The organism is Pseudoalteromonas sp. GutCa3 (assembly GCF_002836155.1).
Lineage (GTDB): Bacteria > Pseudomonadota > Gammaproteobacteria > Enterobacterales > Alteromonadaceae > Pseudoalteromonas > Pseudoalteromonas arctica.
Window position 1 is genome coordinate 57855 of sequence record NZ_PJBK01000034.1, and the last position, 21095, is coordinate 78949.

10 protein-coding genes are annotated in these 21095 nt (G+C 43.8%); 3 read left to right on the top strand and 7 right to left on the bottom strand.

Annotated features, from left to right (window positions below; all coding sequences use genetic code 11):
* Positions 1-154 precede the first annotated feature (154 nt).
* From flgE to CXF64_RS07420, 6 genes are all read right to left on the bottom strand, one after another.
* The gene (gene flgE, locus CXF64_RS07395) at positions 155-1525 is read right to left on the bottom strand and encodes a flagellar hook protein FlgE (protein ID WP_024589965.1); all 1371 of its coding nucleotides are present in this window, start codon (positions 1523-1525) and stop codon (positions 155-157) included.
* Between the two features lie 59 nt (positions 1526-1584).
* Positions 1585-2265 (bottom strand): flagellar hook assembly protein FlgD, encoded by a 681-nt coding sequence (locus CXF64_RS07400; protein WP_101216701.1) that lies wholly within the window; start codon positions 2263-2265, stop codon positions 1585-1587.
* 13 nt (positions 2266-2278) lie between these two features.
* Positions 2279-2710 (bottom strand): flagellar basal body rod protein FlgC, encoded by a 432-nt coding sequence (flgC, locus tag CXF64_RS07405; RefSeq protein WP_007581860.1) that lies wholly within the window; start codon positions 2708-2710, stop codon positions 2279-2281.
* A 5-nt stretch (positions 2711-2715) separates the two neighbouring features.
* Positions 2716-3123 carry a flagellar basal body rod protein FlgB gene (flgB, locus tag CXF64_RS07410; RefSeq protein WP_002959431.1) on the bottom strand — a complete coding sequence of 136 codons (408 nt, stop codon included), beginning with the start codon at positions 3121-3123 and terminating at the stop codon, positions 2716-2718.
* A gap of 145 nt (positions 3124-3268) precedes the next feature.
* A complete protein-coding gene (locus CXF64_RS07415) occupies positions 3269-4099 on the bottom strand; it encodes a CheR family methyltransferase (RefSeq protein WP_007581859.1) in 831 nt (276 codons plus the stop codon).
* A 20-nt stretch (positions 4100-4119) separates the two neighbouring features.
* The gene (locus tag CXF64_RS07420) at positions 4120-5052 is read right to left on the bottom strand and encodes a chemotaxis protein CheV (RefSeq protein ID WP_007581858.1); all 933 of its coding nucleotides are present in this window, start codon (positions 5050-5052) and stop codon (positions 4120-4122) included.
* A 140-nt stretch (positions 5053-5192) separates the two neighbouring features.
* Here CXF64_RS07420 and flgA point away from each other — a divergent pair, with 140 nt between their 5' ends.
* The 3 genes from flgA to flgN all read left to right on the top strand — a co-directional run bounded on the left by flgA (position 5193) and on the right by flgN (position 6721).
* Positions 5193-5900: a flagellar basal body P-ring formation chaperone FlgA gene (gene flgA, locus CXF64_RS07425; RefSeq protein WP_024608600.1), complete on the top strand. Its 708-nt coding sequence runs from the start codon at positions 5193-5195 to the stop codon at positions 5898-5900.
* A gap of 76 nt (positions 5901-5976) precedes the next feature.
* Positions 5977-6297, top strand: a complete 321-nt coding sequence (flgM, locus tag CXF64_RS07430; protein WP_002959436.1) for a flagellar biosynthesis anti-sigma factor FlgM — start codon at positions 5977-5979, stop codon at positions 6295-6297.
* Positions 6290-6721, top strand: coding sequence for a flagellar protein FlgN (gene flgN, locus CXF64_RS07435; RefSeq protein WP_024599236.1), 432 nt, complete (start codon positions 6290-6292; stop codon positions 6719-6721). Before flgM ends, flgN begins: the two co-directional genes overlap by 8 nt.
* Positions 6722-6868: 147 nt before the next feature.
* Here the strand turns inward: flgN and CXF64_RS07440 are convergent.
* The coding region (locus CXF64_RS07440) for an Ig-like domain-containing protein (RefSeq protein WP_101216702.1) at positions 6869-21095 on the bottom strand (14227 nt) is incomplete at its 5' end.

Below are 21095 nucleotides of genomic sequence, written 5' to 3' on the forward strand. Positions count from 1 at the left end.
ATCGACTCACATAAAAAATCTCTGAACTTATAAATGCAAAATAGGTGCCAGATTAAATTTGACGCAACATTGAGAGGTATTTAGAAGGGCTTACAAAGAGGGCTTATAAAAAAGGCTGCAAAAATGCAGCCTAATATATTTAATGGGGTTTAGCTTATCGAATCTGCAAAATACTTTGCTGAATAGTTGAGTTAACTTCAAGCGCACGTGAGTTTGCTTGGTAATTACGCTGTGCAGTGATTAAGTCTACAAGTTCATTAGTAAGATTTGTATTTGATTGCTCAAGCGCTGATGAGTTAATTCCACCAAATGTACCCGAACCGGCTTCACCCGCTACAGGTTCACCTGAATCAATACTTTGCTTCCAGCTTGTATCACCCACTTGTGATAACCCTTGTGAATTTGGAAAACGTACCATAGCCACTTGGCCTAGGAATGTTGAGTCACCATTACTGTAAGAAGCGACAATTTTACCGTCTGTGCCTATATCAATTCCGGCTAAACGGCCTACCGTTGAACCATCTTGATCGAGTGCTTTTACTTCAAAACCACTTGAATACTGAGTAGGAATACGCCCTGCTGTGTTATTTTCATCGCGCCAGTTAAGCTCAATACCAGTACCTGGGAAAGTTGCACCATTGTCTAGTAATGTTGATAAACCAGCACCAGAACCCGCTGGTAGTAATATTTCATCAAAAGTAGTTGTATTTGTATTTGCCACACCACCTGTTGTTGATGGTAAACCACTTGAGTTAAAACCTAGGGTAGTTAGTGGTGTATAAGGTGTCGTTGTTTGTTCTCCACCAGTTGTGCCATCAACTACTTTGCCATCGAGTGTTGCGTATACTTCCCAACTGTTATCTGTACCACCTGCTGCGGCATCATCTTCTTTAGCAAAAAAGTATTGTAAAATATGTGGTTCACCTAGTGAATCATATACCGTTGTTGACGTAGATGAGTTATAAGTACCACTAGAAGCAGGGTCAAAATCTAGACCTGTTGGATCCGCTGTTGCATCTAAGTTAAACGACAAAAATACATTTTCTGTTGCGCGAGGTGAACCAGACGAATCAGGGATTTGAATTGGATCAGTTGTGCTCAAACTTACCGACGTTGTATCACCTGTAGATGAATCAACTGGGAATGCTTGTAAAAAGTTACCTTTTGCGTCAACCATAAAGTTATCTTGGTTAAGCTTAAATGCACCTGCACGTGTATATGTTAAATCTTGCGAAGATAAATCGTCGGTCATCGCAAAATAACCTTCACCAGTGATTGCTAAATCAAGTGAGTTATTTGTAAATTGTAGTGAGCCTTGATGAAACTGCTGCGCAACCATGGTTGTTTGCACACCGTCACCATTTTTAGTCTTACCAGAGCTAAATACTGATGAAGCGTAAACATCGGCAAACTCAGCGCGTGACTCTTTAAAACCTGTGGTATTAACGTTTGCAATATTATTTGCCGTTACGTCTAAATCTTTTTGCGCGGCAGCAAGGCCGGTTAATGCAATATTGAAGCTCATAATTCACCTCTAACCTGTTAGTCTGTGGCCTGCTAGCAGGCGAAAAATACTAAAATTTATTACGCGATTTCTGCTACATCTGTCAGCCTAACCGCACCTTCTTTAGTGTTAATAATAATGCCACTTGAGCCATTAATATTAACGCTTTCAATGTTCTTGAATGTAGCAATGGGCAAGCTTGAAAATTCGCCGTCAGTACTTCCTTCGGCGGTTACTGAGTATTCACCTTCAGGTAAACGCTCACCGGCTTCATTTTTGCCATCCCACGCAAAACGTACTGCACCTGCTGATTGAGAACCCATATCAATAGTTCTTACTAGCTGACCTGATGCATCTGTCACTTTAATTTTTAAGTTATCAACGGCTTCTTCTGCCACTGCAGAGCCTCTGGCATCACCCGTTTCATTTAAATCCAGGTTGTTTGACTCAAGTAAAGCTTGCTTGCCAACAAGTGTTGATGCTTGCAATGCTGAATTTGATGTCATAGAAGACGCTAAGCTATCAAAATTTGAATTTAAATCGCTGATGCCTTGCGCCATTGTGAAACTAGTCATTTGAGCAATCATTTGATCGTTATCCGCAGGGTTACTGGGATCTTGAAACGATAATTGCTGAGTTAACAAAGAGAAAAAGTCTTCTTGTGTTAACGCATCACTCTCATTATCACTGGTCGCTACTTGCGATTCTTGCCAGCGTATAGAGTCTAAATAGGATGAAGATGTACTAATATCGTTACTCATAACCTACCCTCGGTTACCGCTGCCCTAGCAACAGTGTTTTACTTAGCATTTGCTTTGCTGCATCAGCAACTTGCACGTTTGTTTGGTAAGAACGAGAGGCAGAAATCATATTTGCCATCTCCTCTACAACATTGACGTTGGGTTTATAGATATAGCCATTTTCATCCGCACTTGGATGGTTTGGGTTATATTCAATTTGTAATGGTGCATTACTTTCAACAATGCCCAAAACTTTCACACCAACTGCGGAGCCCTGTTGGTTACTTACTGATGCTGAAGCCTTTGTTAGCTCAGCCGCAAATACAGGTTGGCGCGCTCGGTATGTTTTGTCTTGAGATGAACTAATGGTATTAGCATTAGAAATATTACTAGCTGTAGTATTTAAGCGAACGTTTTGTGCGCTCATACCCGAACCTGCAATATCGAAAACATTATATAAACTCATAATTTTTATCCTTGACTACCGAGAGCTTTATTCAGGCCTTTAAATTTGCCGCTTAAAAATTGCAAGCTGGCCTGATACTCCATAGCATTCTGTGTATACAAGTTTCGTTCCACTTGTATATCAACCGAGTTACCATCACCTGTATCTGATTGATTTGGCAAACGAAATGATTCTGAACTTCCCATACTATGAGTACCTCCACCAATGTGTTTATCATTAGTTCTTACCATAGTATTGCCGCTTTGCTGGGTTGACCTTGCCGCTTTTAATGCAGAGGCAAAATCAATATCTTTTGCTTTATAGCCAGGCGTATCAGCGTTAGCTATATTAGTTGCAATTAATTCAGCTCGCTGTGAACGGATCAACATGGCTTGCGGATGCACACCTAATGCTTTATCAAAACTGATAGCCATAACCTTCTCCAAAAAATTGACTTACCCATGAATAAAGCAAAAAATAAGCCATTAATATTAGGGCATGCTATATTTTTATAAGACTATGTATCTAAATAGAAAAACGACGCTAGGTGCGTCGTTTTAGGGAAATGAATTAGCTTAATTACTTCTTTTGGTAAATAATACCAGGGTTGCACCTAACCATATCAAATTCAGTACTTAGGCCAGTTAGGGACTCTGACGCTCCTAAAAATAAGTACCCTTTTGGGTTTAATGCTTGTGCAAACTGATTAATAATTTTAGCTTTTATTTCAGGCGCAAAATAAATAAGTACATTACGGCAAAAAATAATATCAAACTTGCCCATTAACGCGTAAGAATCAAGCAAATTCAGGTGCCTAAAACTAACTTGTTTTTTTATTGTATCGTTTACTTGTGCCATACCATTGCCGCTGTCTTTAAAAAACTTTTTACGACGCTCTGCAGATAACCCTCTGGCAAGTGCAAGCGCGTCATATTCTGCATTTTTACACATATCAAGCATGGTATTAGATATGTCGGTACCAATAATTTGTGCACCCATACGAAGCACACCAGGTTGCTTAGTATTAAATTCAGCTACTGACATAGCTATTGAATAGGGTTCTTGTCCTGATGAGCTGGCAGCAGACCAAATTTTTAAAGGCCTTCTTAAGTCTTTAAACTCAGGAAAAAGCTTATTTTGGAGCAACTCAAACGGGTATTGATCTCTAAACCACAATGTTTCGTTTGTGGTCATTGCATCAACCACTGCGGCTCTTAATTGCCGCTCGTGAGGCCCGAGAGTTTTACTAACCAACTCCGATAAAGATCCCACATTAAATCGAGTCATTAACGGAGCAAGTCGGCTTTTAACTAAATACTGTTTGTTTTCACCTAAAACAATGCCGCATTGCTGCTCTAAAAACGAACGAAATTGGTCGTATTCACTTTGCTGCAAATCTTTATTATTCAAGTTAGTAGCACCTATTTTTGTTAATCACAATGAACCCACTTTTTAACCGCTGTTGCTAATTCGTCTGGGTTAAATTTAGCAATAAAGTCATCTGCCCCGACTTTTTCAATCATAGCCTGGTTAAAAACACCACTCAGAGAGGTATGCAAAATAACATGCAAAGGTGCAAGTTTGGGATCTGCTTTTATTTCAGCTGTTAAGGTATAGCCGTCCATTTCTGGCATTTCAACGTCTGAGATAAGTAACGCTACTCGCTCAGTAATATCGTTTTTACAATCAAGCTCTGCTATTTCTTTTAATCTTATAAGTGCTTCTTTACCATTTTTGGCAAGCTCTGTTTGCACGCCTAAAGGCTCTAAGGCACGTTTAACTTGATTACGCGCAACAGCAGAGTCGTCTGCAATAAATACGATACGTTCGCCTAAATCTTTTTGAATATCGCCACTTTGTGCAACTTCAGCACTTACTTCTGTGTTTACTGGGCAAATTTCGTTGAGAATTTTTTCTACATCGAGAATTTCGACTAATTCATTTTCGATTTCGGTCACTGCTGTTAAATATGAATAACGTCCGGCGCCTGATGGCGGTGGCATTATTTTTTCCCAATTCATATTTACAATACGTTCAACTCCGCCCACTAAAAACCCTTGCACAGAGCGATTGTATTCAGCAATGATTATAAAGCTGTCTTTAATGTTGTCGATTGGGCGCCCACCTACAGCCATTGATAAATCAATTACTGAAATAGTTTGACCACGAATATGTGCAACACCACGAATATACGGATTAGATTTTGGCATGCTTGTTAGTGGAGGGCATTGCAGCACTTCTCTCACTTTAAATACATTAATACCAAAACGCTGACGCCCTCTGAGCTTAAATAAAAGTAATTCTAGGCGGTTCTGCCCAACCAACTGTGTGCGTTGGTTTACTGAGTCTAAAATGCCTGCCATTCAAATCTCCTAAAGAAAACAAATAATACGGAACGATAATTGCTTTCTATTTATAAAGCTACATAACATCGCGGGTGCGTCTACTTTTTGACGCAAAATATTTATACCCTGTTTGAAACCATAAGCATAGTCGAAACATTATGAGTTTGTTAAAAAAAATCAGAAGATACAGTGTTTTTTATTTTGTTACTAGCTTGTGCTTTGTATTCCCTTTGCAAGCTAAAGTGTTTAGTAAAGATTTATTACAAGACATGGCCGTTGCTTATATAGCTAAGCAGATTGGTACATTGCAAAATACTAATACTCAATTAAGTGCACTGCCTTTAGATAGTCGCATTCCTGATCGTGTCTGTAATACTGAGCTTGAATTATCAACATCCGATGAGCCACCATTTAACCGCCAAGTAACCTTACAAGCCAAGTGCAATGATGCGCAAACGTGGACTCAATACGTTCATGTAAGAGTTGTTGAAATGGCTCCAGTTGTTGTTGCAACTGCTAATTTAACTCGTGGTGAAGTAATAACTAAATCGCATTTAAGTATTGAAATGAAACCAACTCACTTTGTACGAATTCAGTACTTAGATGACCCTACAATGCTAATAGGCAGCAGAAGTAAACGAAATATTAGAAGTGGTATGCCAGTATTACTAAACCAAATTTGTATGGTGTGTAAAGGTGACTCTGTTAATATTTACGCTAATCTCAGAGGCCTTAGAATTAAAACCACAGGTATTGCTTTAGAAGACGGTACTTTGGGCGAACAGATACAAATAAAAAACAAAAAATCAGGTAAAGTTTTAAATGCGCGAGTAGATGGTGTAGAGTCTGTTCAAGTGAATATTTAATTTAGATTTATACTAAAGTATCCCACGTATATGCCGATAACATGGCATAAGTTGGGTAATATACGGGTTTATTATTATGGTTAATCAAGTTAATGGCAGTAATCAACAAGCTAATGCGTTAACAAATGCAAAGCAGCAACAAGTTGATTTAAAAAAAGATAATGCTAATACACAAGCTGCTCAGGCTCCTTCGCCTAAAGCTGCTAGTGATTCTGTAAGTTTAACGCCGCAGGCACAGCAATTAAAAACGCTTCAAGATAAAGCGCAGCAATCGCCTGGCTTTGATAGCGATAAAGTTGCTGAGCTAAAAAAAGCAATAACTGAAGGTAAATACCAAGTGGATAGTGAAAAGCTTGCTAAAAACTTAGCTGATTTTGAGTTTAACGTGTATGGCTGATCATAATAGTTTAATTAGCGTAAAACTAAACCAACAAGTAAGTTGTTTAGATTCTTTGCATACGCTATTAAACGACGAGCTTACTGCTATTGCCTCACGACGTGGTGCTGGTTTAAAAGAAATTGCCCAACAAAAAATGTCTTTTTTAACTAAGTTAAGCACTCTTGATAAAGAGCTAGGTAAGCTAATTGCTAGTAACGACTCACAAAACCCTGAAATATCTGAGCTAATAAGCCAAGTTAAAACTCAACTTGCACAATGCCAAAAACAAAATAACGTTAATGCTCATGCTGCCCGCCAAGCGCAACTAAGTGTTAAACAATTAAAAGAGATATTAATTGGCGCACCAACGTCAATGACCTACGACCAAGCCGGTAAGTCTGTAAATACCGAAAGTAAACTGGTTCGTAACTTAAAAGCTTAAGCCCAAAATTTTACATTAAAAAAGCCTTATTGACTTATCAATAAGGCTTTTTTAATGTCCTTTATTCTTAAATTTAGTTATAAATAATACCAATTCACTTAATTATGTAAGCCCCCTTAATAAATAATTAGGGGGGCTTTATTGGTATTAAATATCCGTTTGATTATTACTACTTTCAATTAAGTGTTTAATCATCTCTTCCGATTGATTTTGTACATCAACCGCAGGTGCTTCTGTATCAATGCTTCCCCCGCTTTGGGCTGGGGTATAAGCAATTGCAGAACCTTCGTCTTCAACCAGTGTATTTAGCGCTATAAGCTGCTCTGCATCTTCGTTAATGATTACATCATCAATATTAAGCGGCTCCGCCGAACTCATTTGCACCGTTTGCTCAGGTGTTGATAGACCACTCAAGTTACCTAAATCAATAGTTTCAGTACTTAATATGTTGTTGCTTGAAACCTCATTAGGGTCTGTATCGCCTAATGAAGATTCTTCACTAAATGATGCAGGGATTGTATCGCCAGAAGCAGCGCTTGCTCCATTAACGTAAATATTTCCCGTACCTTCTATTGCGTTATCAGTATTTTTGATTAAGTAGTTTCCAACTTCATCTACAGTTACAAAGTAGAATTGCTCTCCTCCACCTATGTTTAGATTGAGTAAATTTAGAAAGCCTCCCCAATTTCCATTGCTATCAGAAGTAAAACTTCCTGCATTATCTAGTACATCTAAATCTAGACCGAGTAAATTAACACCCAATAATGAAGAGCCAATAATATACACTTCTGTATCTGGTTCTGTTGTTCCTTCAACTGACGGTAATAAAACACCTAATATCCCAGAGTCAAAATCATTGATTTCAAAACTTATTGGTGTAGTATCAATAATCAATCCAGATAAACTACCGCTTGAAGTTGTATTGCCTGATGTATCAGTTGCTACAGCTGTTACAGTATAAGCCCCATCAGCTAAGGTCGTATTAGCTGTTACGCTCCACTCACCAGATGCATTAGCAGTCACTGTTTCAGTTGCCTCTGTAGCGCCACTAAAGGTCACCGTTACTGACTCACCTGGAGCGGCTGTACCTGTTATAACTGGATTTTGATCTATAGTTAGTACCAATCCTGAATCGATTGTAATTCCTGAAACATTACTGCTTGCTGATCCTTCTCCGATATTACCTGGACCATCAACAATACTTACATCAACGCTGTAGTTGCCCTCAGGAAGTACTTCTGTTGATGTCACACTCCACGTCCCATCAGCTCCAACTGTTGTTTGAACATTGTGAGTGGCACCTGCAGAATCGGTAAACATAACTATTACAGCCGCACCTGCATAGCTTCCGGTTACAGAGCCTGTAATGGTAGGCGTTGTATCTTGCCCTACTGTAATTGGATCTATGACTACAGTTGGCGCTGTGTAGTCTGTGCTTGACACCATTGTATCGCTTGATGAGTTACCTGCAGCGTCACTCACTGTCGCAGTAGCGCTAAAACTACCTTCACTCAGTGCGGTAGTAGCTGTTACTGACCATGTGCCATTGCCTGCAACTTGAGCGGTAATAGTTTGTGGATCGTTATTAGCATCAGTAATAACAACACTCACATTGGTACCTGCTGGTGCATCACTTATACCTGTTATCGTCGGTAGCGGGTTATTGGTTACAGGTAATTGATCAACTTCAACTGTTGGTGGTGTTAAATCAACAATGCCATCAAGACTTATACTACTCGTAAGTGACAAGTTTTCAACAGTGGCATCGACTGTAAAAGCCCCCTCTGCTAACGGTACTGTAGGTATTAAACTCCATATACCTGCTATAGCCGTGGTGTTATAGGTTGTTGCGGTACCACTGCTATCAGTAATAACGACTTCTACATTGCCATTTAATACATCTGTTATGCCGCTAATGGTAGGTGTTGTATCGCTTGTATCAATTATTGGGTTTATCAACAAACTTGGCAGGGTTGTACTGACAGTACCTATTTGATTTACAGTGGTTGTATTACCAGCGCTATCGGTACTTATGGCCTCAACTGTAATTTCTCCTTCAGGTAATAAAGGAGCAATGACAGACCAAGTACCATCTCCTAAAACAGTAGTAGTAACTGTTTGTACTGCGGCTGTTGAGTCAGTGATATTTACAGTAATTAAACTTCCTACTTCCTCATCGCTAGAGCCTGTAATTGTTGGTGTTAGAGTATTAAGTACTCCAAACGCATCTATTTCTAACGCTGGCGGAATGGTGTCTATAGTTACTTGTTCAATGGCTGACTGCCCAGTATTACCTGCGGCATCAGTAATACTCGCATACACATCATAAACACCATCAGATAAGCTGGTGGTTACTAAAGACCAAGTACCATTACTACCAACTACAGCATCAAATACTGTTTCATCACCATTGCTACCAATAACAGTTACGTCAATGTCTGTACCCTCAGGCTCTTCAGAACTGCCTGAAATAGTTAATATATCGGTATCGCTAATAGTCAATGGTAAAATATCAACCACTGGTACTAGTGTATCCACTACAAACTCGAGAGTATCGGTAACTACGTTTCCTGCATCATCAGTAATACTCACATTAGCAACGTGCTGCCCTTCAGATAATGCATCAACTTCAAGTGTAAATATTCCCAAAGCATCAACTGTAGTAGTTAGTACAGTGCCGCCATCTAGTTGTATTTCAACAACACCATTAATTAAATCACTGGTACCTTGGATTATTGGCGTGGAGTCTGATGTTGTGCCAATAACCTGTAAGCCAAGTGTTGGCGATACTGTATCCACCACTGCGGTAAGTAGTTGCGTGGTAGTAATACCGACCTCACTTAACACGTCAACTGTTACGCTAAATGTACCTTCAGCTAATGATTGAGGAACCTGCACAGCCCAAGTATTATCGGCTTGCACTATAGCCGTAAGCTCTTGTACTACATTTTCGCTATCTACCACTTTAACTAGCACTTCAGTGCCTGGTGCTTGGTCGGTCGTACCACTAATTATTGGTAAATCGCCCTCACCAGTAGCAAAGTCAACTACCGCATTTAGTACTGGGGTTGAAGCATCTACATCAGCAGTCGTAATAGCGGTGGTGTTACCCGCATCATCGGTTGCAGAGGCTTCAATAACTGATAAGCCAATAACATTAACGGCTAGGCCTAATAGCTCCCAATCACCATTTGCATCTGTGGTTACATCGTATGTTAAATCGAGTAAATCACCTGCAAGCTCTAGAGTAACCGTAACGGTTTTACCTTCGCCCAAATCAGATGTACCAGATAAAGAAACCAACTGTCCTAATAGGAACGAAGGCACAATTGTTAGCTCTGGTCCCACGGTATCAACCTCACCACTGGTTTTATTGTCGACCGAAGTATTGCCCGCAGCATCGCTAATAGTTGCACTAACACTGTAAACACCGTCAGCTAAAATATTATTAGCAGCCGCTTGCCAGTCTCCATTGCCATCGGTTTGAACGGTCATTTGATGAGAAACTCCAGCAGAATCAGTAAAGGTAACAATAACGTTTGTATTTGCCTCGTTAGACGTACCTGTAATCAATGGAGTGCTATCTTGAGTTAGTATTAATGAACTTTGATTAATACTAATTTCAGGAGCAATTGTATCAATGGTTGCTGTATTTGTTGCGTCCCCGGTATTACCCGCGCTATCAGTAACAGAGACTTCAACTGAATAATCTCCTTGTGATAGAGAGCTAGTTGCCTCTACAGACCATACACCACCAGTTTGAACTGTTGTATTTACAGTATGCTCATTACCTTGTGCATCAGTGAATACCACTGCAACAGCATCACCCACATTGGCACCTGTCACACTTCCAGAAATACTTGGAGTTAGATCAGTACTTCCAACAATATCGCTAATAGTTACAACTGGCGCAGTTATATCAACTACCCCTGTAGTACTTGTGTTTACAGGGTTACCGGCAGTATCTGTGGTTGAAGCTGAAACCGTGTAAGCGCCCTCACTCAACTCTGTACTTGCAGCGACTGACCATGTGCCATTTGCACCAACCGTAGCATTAACCGTTTGCTCTGCACCTAAGCTATCTGTAATTAAAATAATAACTAATGCGCCTTGCGGTGCGGTTGTTGTGCCTGAAATTGTAGGCGTTGTATCATTTAAAGTTACAAGCGGCGTAATACTAAGCGTTGGCGCGGTTAAATCGATAACACCGCTACCTGTTGTATTACTCGTTAAGCTTCCTTCAGTTACACTTGCCGAAACAGTAAATTCACCTTCAGGAAGAATACTTATCGCATCAACACTCCAAATCCCGCCTACTACCGAAGTAGTTACAGTATGTGAAATGTTATTAACGTCAGTTATAACGACCGTAATTTCTGTGTTATCTGCCGCACTACTTGTGCCCGATATTGCTGGTGTTTGATCGTTCGTATCAACAATTGTATTAATATTGATGGTAGGCGCATTGGTATTTAACGTTGCGGTACTATTTGCAACTGATTCATTCCCTGCGGTATCAGTAACACTTGCAGAAACTGTAACTTCACCATCAGTCAGTGCGTCGGTTATATCTACACTCCAATCACCTCCTGCACCAACAACAGTTGTGTAAGTCTCGGTACTATCTCCATCGGTCACAGTTACTGTAATACTCGTGTTTTCAGGTTCATTGGATGTGCCTGAAATAGTTGGCGTGCTGTTATTAATTGTACCTAATGCGTTTATAGAAATACTTGGTGCTTGAGTATCAATAAAGCTCGAGCCTGTATCCAAACCTTGATTGCCAGCATCATCGGTAATACTTACCTCTACATCATAATTGCCATCTGGCAAGCTTGGCGCCGTAACTTGCCAATCGCCGTTAGCATCAACTATTGCGGTTAAAGTATGTATATCACCGTTGCTATCTGTAATGACTATATCGACCACCGTATTCTGTGGTTCAGTTGAAGTACCACTTACAATTGGTGTATTAGTGTTAAATACAGTTATATCATTAAGTACAATAACAGGTACTTGGGCATCAATTGTTAAATCAATAGTCGTGCTGCTGATATTATTAGCGTCATCGGTAATACTTACTTGCGCCGTATAATCACCATCAACAAGTGCTACGGGGACATCTACTTGCCAATTGCCATCAGTACCCACAGTTGCTGTTAGTGTTTGACCACCAATAATAATGCTTACATCTGCACCTATCTCATTACTTGTGCCTGAAATTGTAGGGGTTATATCTATTGTCGCGTTAACTTCGTTCACAATTAATGTAGGAGCAACGCTATCTATTTCACCTTGAGTCTGCTGCGTTGTTAAATTACCAACACTGTCTCTAACCTCTGCAACAACGGTGTATTGACCTTGCGCTAGCTCTGCTGGTACATCTGCTGACCAACTGCCATCGGCTTGAACAATCGCAGTAAACTCTTGGCTTTGCCCTGCACTATCGGTAACAGTCACGTCAATTACAGTGCCTTGCCCCATATCGGTGGTGCCGCTAATTACTGGCGTACTGTCATTAGATAAAGCATCGACACTAACTGTTAGGTCTGGCGCTACGTTATCAAAATCAAGTGTATTGATTGATGCAATATTACCTGCTGCATCAGTTGCTGTTGCAGTCACATAGGCAAGATTTAGTAAAGGTACTGTTATGTTTGCAAGCCCCCACGTACCATCAGGATTTGTTGTCGCTGTATAAGTTGCGCCAACTAACCCACCAACTAGGTACTCTGTGATAGTGATCACAGAACCCCCTGGTAGATCAGAATCCCCCGAAAGAGAAACCAAATTTCCTAATAAAAACGATGGAATAATTTCAAGATCCGGAGCGGTTATATCCACTTCGCCAGTGTCTGTACCCGTGCCTGTATTGCCTGCAGCATCGGTGATGCTGGCGCTGACGCTGTAGTTCCCTTCGGCTAAATCAGTCGTTGGTGTCGCGCTCCAGTTACCGTTGATATCCGTTTGTACATCAATGGTCTGAACTGAATTGGCAGCGTCGGTAAACGTAACGGTGATGGTACTGTTAGGTGCATCACTGCTACCCGTTACTGTTGGTGTGCTGTCGTTTGTTAATACTGGTGCATCTACACTCACACTTGGTGCTGTGGTATCAATGGTGCCGTTGCCGGTAATATCGGTGCTGTTTCCTGCCACATCGCTGATGTTGGCGGTGATCGTGTATGGTCCTTCTGCCAATGCAGTCGGTACTTCTATAGAGAAGTTGCCGTCTGCATCAACCGTGGTGGTGAACGTTTGTGTATTACCTAAATCGTCCACAACCGTGAAGTTAATAACGGTACCTTCAACCGCATCGCTTGTGCCGCTCAGTGTCGGGGTGATGTCGTTGCTTGAGCCTGGGCTGGTAAGTACAAGTGTAGGTGCGGTGGTGTCTACTTCGCCGGTGCCTGTAGCGGTGGTGTCATTGCCTGCTGCATCGCTCACGCTTGCGCTGATGGTGTATCCACCTTCTGCAATGGCTGCCGGTACAGGGATTGACCACGTACCATTAGCAAGTACGGTGGCGCTCATTGTTTGCGCTGCACCGCTGCTATCGGTCACGATAACCGTTACCGTACTGCCTTGCGGTGCATCACTACTGCCTGCAATCGTTGGCGTGGTGTCGTTGCCTACACCGTTGTTGGTAATAACAAGGCTCGGACCTGTTAGGTCTATCAGACCTGTCTCGGTGGCACTGCCAATATTGCCCAGTCCATCATCTACCTCTGCGGTGACAGTATATTCACCTTCGGCTAAATCAGTTGGTGCATCGACGCTCCATACACCACCCGTTACGGTCGTATCAACAGTCGTAATATTCCCTGCACTGTCTTCAAACGTTAAGCTAATGGTTGTGCCATCAGCTGCATCACTTGTCCCGCGAATTTCTGGCGTGGTGTCATTGGTGTCAACCAGTACATTAATACTGATGCTTGGCGCAGTGGTGTTGAGTGTTGCGTTTTCACTTAATGTAGTGGTGTTGCCTGCGCTGTCGCTGACGCTTGCTTCGATAGTGAGTGGACCATCAGTTAGCGCGTTCGATACATCCGCTGACCAGCTGCCATCGGCTTGTACTGTCGCGGTGAACGTTTCTGTATTATCTGCATCCGTGACGTTAATCGTTATAACCGTGCCTACTGGCGCGTTCGATGTCCCGCTAATTGTTGGTGTGCTGTTATTAGTGGCACCTATTGTGTCTAACGTCAGTGTCGGCGCTAAGGTATCTAAGCTGCCAGTTTGTGTGGCGCCGCCAGTGTTACCTGCATCATCGGTGATACTGGCTTGTACGGTGTAGCTTCCATCTGGTAATTCAGGGCTAGTTGCTTGCCAATCACCGTTTGCATCCACAGTAGCGGTGATTGGGTGTTCATCACCGTTACTGTCAGTAATAACAATGTTTATAACCGTGCCTGCAGGCTCTGCTGAGGTACCACTAATCACTGGGGTGCTGTCGTTACCCAAACCCAGTGCATCAACGGTGACAACCGGTGTAATAGTATCCACATTACCACTGCTGTTTGCTGTGCTCTCATTGCCTGCGGCATCGGTAATGCTGGCAACAACGCTAAAGTCACCTTGTGCAAGGGCTGTCGATACTTCGATTGCCCAGTGACCATCGCTGCCTACAACAGTGCTAAGGGTTTGATTGATGCCTTCGCTATCGGTGATGGTGAGTGTGACTGTCCCACCAATCTCATTACTGGTGCCCTGAAGCTCTGGTGTTAAATCGCTGACATCGCCCACGTTTTGAATGGTGAGTAGTGGCGCTTGCGTGTCGATAGTCGTGGTATCACTCACGGTGGTTTCATTGCCGACACTGTCGCGTACACTTACTTCAATGGTGCTTTCGCCTTCGCTTAGCGGTGTGGTTGGAGTGGCACTCCAATTGCCATCCGCATCCACAAGCGCAGTGATGGTTTGTGGGTTGCCTGCGCTATCAGTAACCACTATGGTCACTTGCGCACCCTCACCTGCGTCACTTGTGCCGCTTATGATTGGCGTGTTGCTGTCGCTTTGTGCTGCAACATCAACAGTGAGTGTCGGTGGCGTATTATCAAAGTCATCTGAGCTAATTGTACGGGTATTACCTGCGGCATCGGTCGCTGTGGCGATCACTGAGCCTAAGTTCAGTAATGAGATATCAATACCAGTCAGTGACCAGTTACCATTGGCGTCAGTGGTTGTGGTGTAACTTACGCCCACACCGCCGCCAACAAGTTGCTCAGTAATAGTAATTTCACTGCCAGCCGGTAAATCAGATGTACCGTTTAATAACACCAATGAACCTAATAAGAAAGTAGGTGTAAACGCTAAATCTGGCGGTGTTATATCTACTTCGCCTGTATCTGTACCTGTACCTGTGTTGCCTGCAGCATCAGTGATGCTGGCGCTGACATTGTAATTACCTTCAGCTAATGTACCTGTTGGTGTCGCACTCCAGTTACCGTTAGTATCTGTTTGTACATCAATGCTTTGAGTAGCATTTGCTGCATCTGTAAACGTAACCGTGATGGTGCTGTTAGGTGCATCACTGGTGCCTGTCACAGTTGGCGTGCTGTCGTTTGTTAATACTGGCGCATCTACACTCACACTTGGTGCTGTGGTATCAATGGTGCCGTTACCGGTAATATCGGTGCTGTTACCTGCCACATCGCTGATGCTGGCGGTGATCGTGTACGGCCCTTCTGCCAGTGCAGTCGGTACTTCCACTGAGAAGTTGCCATCAGCATCCACAGTGGTAGTGAACGTTTGTGAGCTACCAAAATCATCCACTACGGTGAAGTTAATAACCGTGCCTTCAACCGCATCGCTTGTTCCGCTGAGTGTTGGGGTGATGTCACTACTTGAGCCTGGACTGGTAAGTACAAGTGTCGGTGCAATGGTATCTATTTCACCAGTGCCTGTGGCAGTGGCTTCGTTGCCTGCGGCATCGCTCACACTGGCGCTCACTGTAAAGGTACCTTCAGCCAGTACTTGTGAGGCGGGCACGCTCCACGTGCCATTAACCCCTAATGTGGTCGTTACGGTATGAGTAATGTTATTACTGTCTGTAATTTCAACGCTCACGGTGCTGCCTTGTGGCGCATTCGCTGTGCCGGTGATCGTAGGTGTTGTGTCATCAGTCACGGTTACATCATTTACGGCAATATTAGGAATGGTCGTATCCACTACGCCATTTTCTGTTGCTGTACTTGTATTGCCGCTTCCATCTGTAACACTCGCTTCAACTTCATAACTGCCTTCAGCTAAGTCAACAGGAGCTTCAACACTCCAGATACCGTCTGTAACAGTTGTTTGTACCGTGTTTGTTATGTCATTACTGTCCGTGAAACTGACGGTGATAATAGTGCCATTTGCTGCACTGCTGGTACCGCTCACATTCGGCGTTGTATCATTTGTATCCATTAATGCATCGATATTAATACTCGGTGCATTGGTATCCAATGTTGCGCCCTCACTTAACGTGGTGGTGTTGCCTGCACTGTCGCTTACGCTTGCTTCGATAGTGAGTGGACCATCAGTCAGTGCGTTCGGTACATCTGCTGACCAGCTGCCATCGGCTTGCACTGTCGCGGTGAACGTTTCTGTATTATCTGCATCCGTAACGTTAATCGTTATAACCGTGCCTACTGGCGCGTTCGATGTTCCGCTGATTGTTGGCGTGCTGTTATTCGTGGCACCGACTGTGTCTAACGTCAGTGTTGGCGCTAAGGTATCTAGGTTGCCTGATTGAACTGCACCGCCAGTATTGCCTGCATCATCGGTGATACTGGCTTGCACGGTGTAGCTTCCATCCGGTAATTCAGGGCTGGTTGCTTGCCAATCGCCGTTTGCATCCACAGTAGCGGTGATTGGGTGCTCATCACCGTTACTGTCGGTAATAACAATATTTACAACCGTGCCTGCAGGCTCTGTTGAGGTACCACTAATCACTGGGGTGCTGTCGTTACCCAAACCCAGTGCATCAACGGTGACAACTGGTGTGATGGTATCCACATTACCACTGCTGTTTGCGGTGGTGTCGTTGCCTGCGGCATCGATAATGCTGGCAACAACGCTAAACTCACCTTGTGCAAGGGCTGTCGATACTTCGATTGCCCAGTGACCATCGCTGCCTACAACGGTGCTAAGGGTTTGATTGATGCCTTCGCTGTCGGTGATGGTGAGTGTTACGGTGCCACCAATTTCATTACTGGTGCCCTGAAGCTCTGGTGTTAAGTCGCTGACATCGCCTACGTTTTGAATGGTGAGTATTGGCGCTTGCGTGTCGATAGTGGTGGTGTCACTCACTGTAGTTTCGTTGCCAACACTGTCGCGTACACTTACTTCAATGGTGCTTTCACCTTCACTTAATGGTGTCGCTGGTGTGGCGCTCCAATCACCGTTTGCATCCACAAGGGCGGTGATAGTTTGTGAATTACCATCGCTGTCGGTCACTACAATAGTGACTTGCGCGCCTTCACCCGCATCGCTTGTGCCGCTAATAACCGGTGTATTGCTGTCGCTTTGTGCGGCAACCTCAACAGTAAGCGTTGGTGGCGTATTATCAAAATCATCTGAGCTAATTGTACGGGTATTACCTGCTGCATCGGTCGCTGTTGCGATCACTGAGCCAACATCAAGTAAAGATACATCCAACCCGACTAATGACCAGTTGCCATCCGCATCCGTTGTAGTGGTATATGTTGCACCAATACCACCGTTAACAAGTTGCTCGGTAATAGTAATTTCACTGCCAATGGGCAAGTCAGACGTACCGCTTAGGGTAATTAATAAACCAAGTTCAAACGTTGGTGTAAAGGCAAGTGCTGGCGGGGTTACGTCTACTTCGCCACTGTCCGTGCCGGTGCCTGTGTTGCCTGCAGCATCAGTGATGCTGGCGCTGACGCTGTAGTCACCTTCAGCTAATGTACCTGTTGGTGTCGCACTCCAGTTACCATTAGCATCGGTTTGTACATCAATGCTTTGAGTGGCATTCGCTGCATCTGTAAACGTAACTGTGATGGTGCTATTAGGTGCATCACTGGTGCCTGTCACTGTGGGTGTGGTGTCGTTGGTAAGTACTGGCGCATCCACACTCACACTTGGTGCAGTGGTATCAATGGTGCCATTGCCTGTAATATCGGTGCTGTTACCTGCCACATCGCTGATATTGGCGGTGATCGTGTACGGCCCTTCTGCCAGTGCAGTCGGTACTTCCACTGAGAAGTTGCCATCAGCATCCACAGTGGTGGTGAACGTTTGTGAGCTACCAAAATCATCCACTACGGTGAAGTTAATAACCGTGCCTTCAACCGCATCGCTTGTGCCGCTAAATGTCGGGGTGATCTCATTACTTGAACCAGGGCTGGTAAGTACAAGGGTCGGTGCAATTGTATCCACCTCTCCTGCGCCTGTGCCGTTGGCTTCGTTGCCAGCGGCATCGCTCACGCTTGCGCTTACGCTGAAGTTACCTTCTGCAAGGGCTGTCGTAACAGGGACTGACCACGCGCCACTTCCGCCAACTGTCGCGGTAATGGTTTGCTGTGCACCGGCACTGTCTGTCACAATAATAGTGACTTCACTGCCTTGTGGCGCATCGCTTGTACCGGAGATAGTCGGTGTCGTGTCATTGCTAACACCATTGTCTGCAATAACAAGGCTTGGTGCGGTTAAGTCAATCTCGCCTGTTTCGGTGGCGCTGCCGATATTACCTAGGCCATCGTCTACCTCTGCGGTCACCGTGTATTCACCTTCGGCTAAATCAGTTGGTGCATCAACGCTCCAGACGCCACCCGTTACCGTCGTATCAACAGTCGTAATATTCCCTGCACTGTCTTCAAACGTTAAGCTAATGGTGGTGTTATCTGCCGCATCGCTTGTACCATTAATGGTTGGGGTAGTGTCGTTGGTATCAACCAATGCATTAATACTAATGCTTGGGGCCGTGGTGTTGAGTGTTGCGGTTTCACTTAATGTAGTGGTATTACCGGCGTTATCACTAACGCTAGCTTCAATGGTGAGCTCACCATCGCTCAGTGCATTCGGTACATCCGCTGACCAGCTGCCATCAGCTTGTACTGTCGCGGTGAACGTTTCTGTTGTGGTGCCATCACTCACGCTGATGCTAATAACAGTCCCCGCTGGCGCATTGGTACTTCCGCTGATAGTCGGGGTGCTATCGTTCGTTGCGCCCACGGTATCAAGCACAAGCGTTGGCGCGAGGCTATCAATGGTGCCCGATTGCACGGCACTATCGGTGTTACCTGCGGCATCGGTAATGCTGGCTTGCACACTGTAGCTGCCCTCTGGTAATTCAGGGCTGATTGCTTGCCAGTTGCCGTTCGCATCGACTGTGGCTGTAATTGGTGTTTCATCGCCGTTACTGTCTGTGATAACAATATTCACAACGGTGCCTTCAGGCTCTGTTGAGGTACCACTAACAACTGGGGTGCTGTCGTTGCCTAAACCCAGTGCATCAACGGTGATAACCGGTGTAATGGTATCTACATTACCACTACTGTTGGCCGTGGTGTCGTTGCCTGCAGCATCAGTGATGCTGGCAACAACGCTAAAGTCACCTTGTGCAAGGGCACCTGGAATTTCAATATTCCAGTGGCCATCACTTTCAACGGTGGTGGTGAAGGTTTGCTCAGCGCCTTGGCTGTCGGTGATGGTCAGTGTTACGGTGCCGCCAATTTCATTACTAGTGCCCTGCAGCTCAGGTGTTAAATCGCTGACATCGCCTACGTTTTGAATGGTGAGTATTGGCGCTTGTGTGTCTAACGTAATTGTATCTGTAACTGTTGTCGTATTTCCTGCTTCGTCAGATACACTCACTTCGATGGTGTTATCACCTTCATTTAAATCTGTTTGTGGAGTTACTTCCCAGTTACCATTTGCATCTACTGTGGTGCTAAGTGTTTGTTCAACTCCATTTTCATCTGTAATAACAACCGTGATACTGGTACCAACGTCTGCATCACTAGTGCCTGAAATAGTAGGCGTTGAGTCGTTGGTTACAGCTTCAAAGTCAACGGTTAAGCTAGGTCCTGATGTGTCTATATTACCGGTAGCCGTAGTTGAAGCGCTATTTCCTGCAGCATCAGATACTTCAGCTTCTACAGAATAATCGCCCGAGGCCAACTCTTGAGAAAGTTCAACACTCCAATTACCATCGGCATCTGTTGTTGTGCTAAATGTGCGAACAACCCCTTGAGAATCAGTAACCGTTAAATTTATAACCGTGCCTGCAACTACGTCAGTTGTGTTACCAGAAATAACCGGTGTTGTATCATTACTTGTTTCTAGTTCATTAACTTGTATTGTTGGAGGCGTAATATCAATTACAGCATCAAGCTCTGCATTAGCCGTTCCACCACCTATGTCTGTTACTGTTGCACTAATTAAAATGGTGCCCTCAGCTAAATTTGCAGGCGGAGTAACACTCCAAAGACCGTTTTCATCAACAACTGTGGTTAAAGTAATTATTGCACCCGCTGAGTCAGTGATCTGAACTTCAACTTGAGAGCCAGCTTGTGCATTAAAAGTATCACCATTTATTTGAGGTGTTTGATCGTTAGTTTCGCCAATAATATCAATGGTAATGGTCAATGCGCTTGTATCAATTGTGCCTGAAGCACTTGCTGTGCCTTCATTACCAGCGCTATCACTAATACTTGCATCTACAGAGTAGCTTCCTTCAGCTAAAGCCGCGGACACTTCTACAGTCCAACTTCCATCTGCAATTACTTCTGCTGTAATTATTTGTACTATACCGTTAGCATCGGTCACTGTTAAAGTTACGGTTGAACCAGCTGGCTCACCGCTAACCGTGCCTGAAATGGTCGGTGTTGTATCACTCGTATCGCCTAGTGCATTAATAGTAACTATTGGCGCTGTGGTATCAACTTCGCCTGTTGTTGTTGCTGTGGTTTCATTACCTGCGGTATCGGTAACCGATACTTCAACGGTAAATTCACCCTCACTTAATTCGTTCGGCACATCTACACTGAAGGTACCATCGGCTTGTACTTCAGTGGTGATTATTTGTGGGTTACCAGCGTCATCAGTAACTGTAATAGTAACAACCGTGCCCTCTGGCTCCCCCGTTGCGGTGCCTGAAATAGTTGGGGTGGTGTTGTTAGTATCACCTACGGGGTCAATAATAACTGTTGGCGCGGCAGTATCAACTTCGCCTGTTGTTGTTGCGGTAGTTTCATTCCCTGCAGTATCTGTAACCGATACTTCAACAGTAAATTCGCCTTCACTTAATTCGTTCGGTACATCAACACTAAAGGTGCCATCAGCTTGTACTTCAGTGGTGATTATTTGTGGGTTACCAGCGTCATCAGTTACTGTAATAGTAACAATCGTGCCTTCTGGCTCCCCC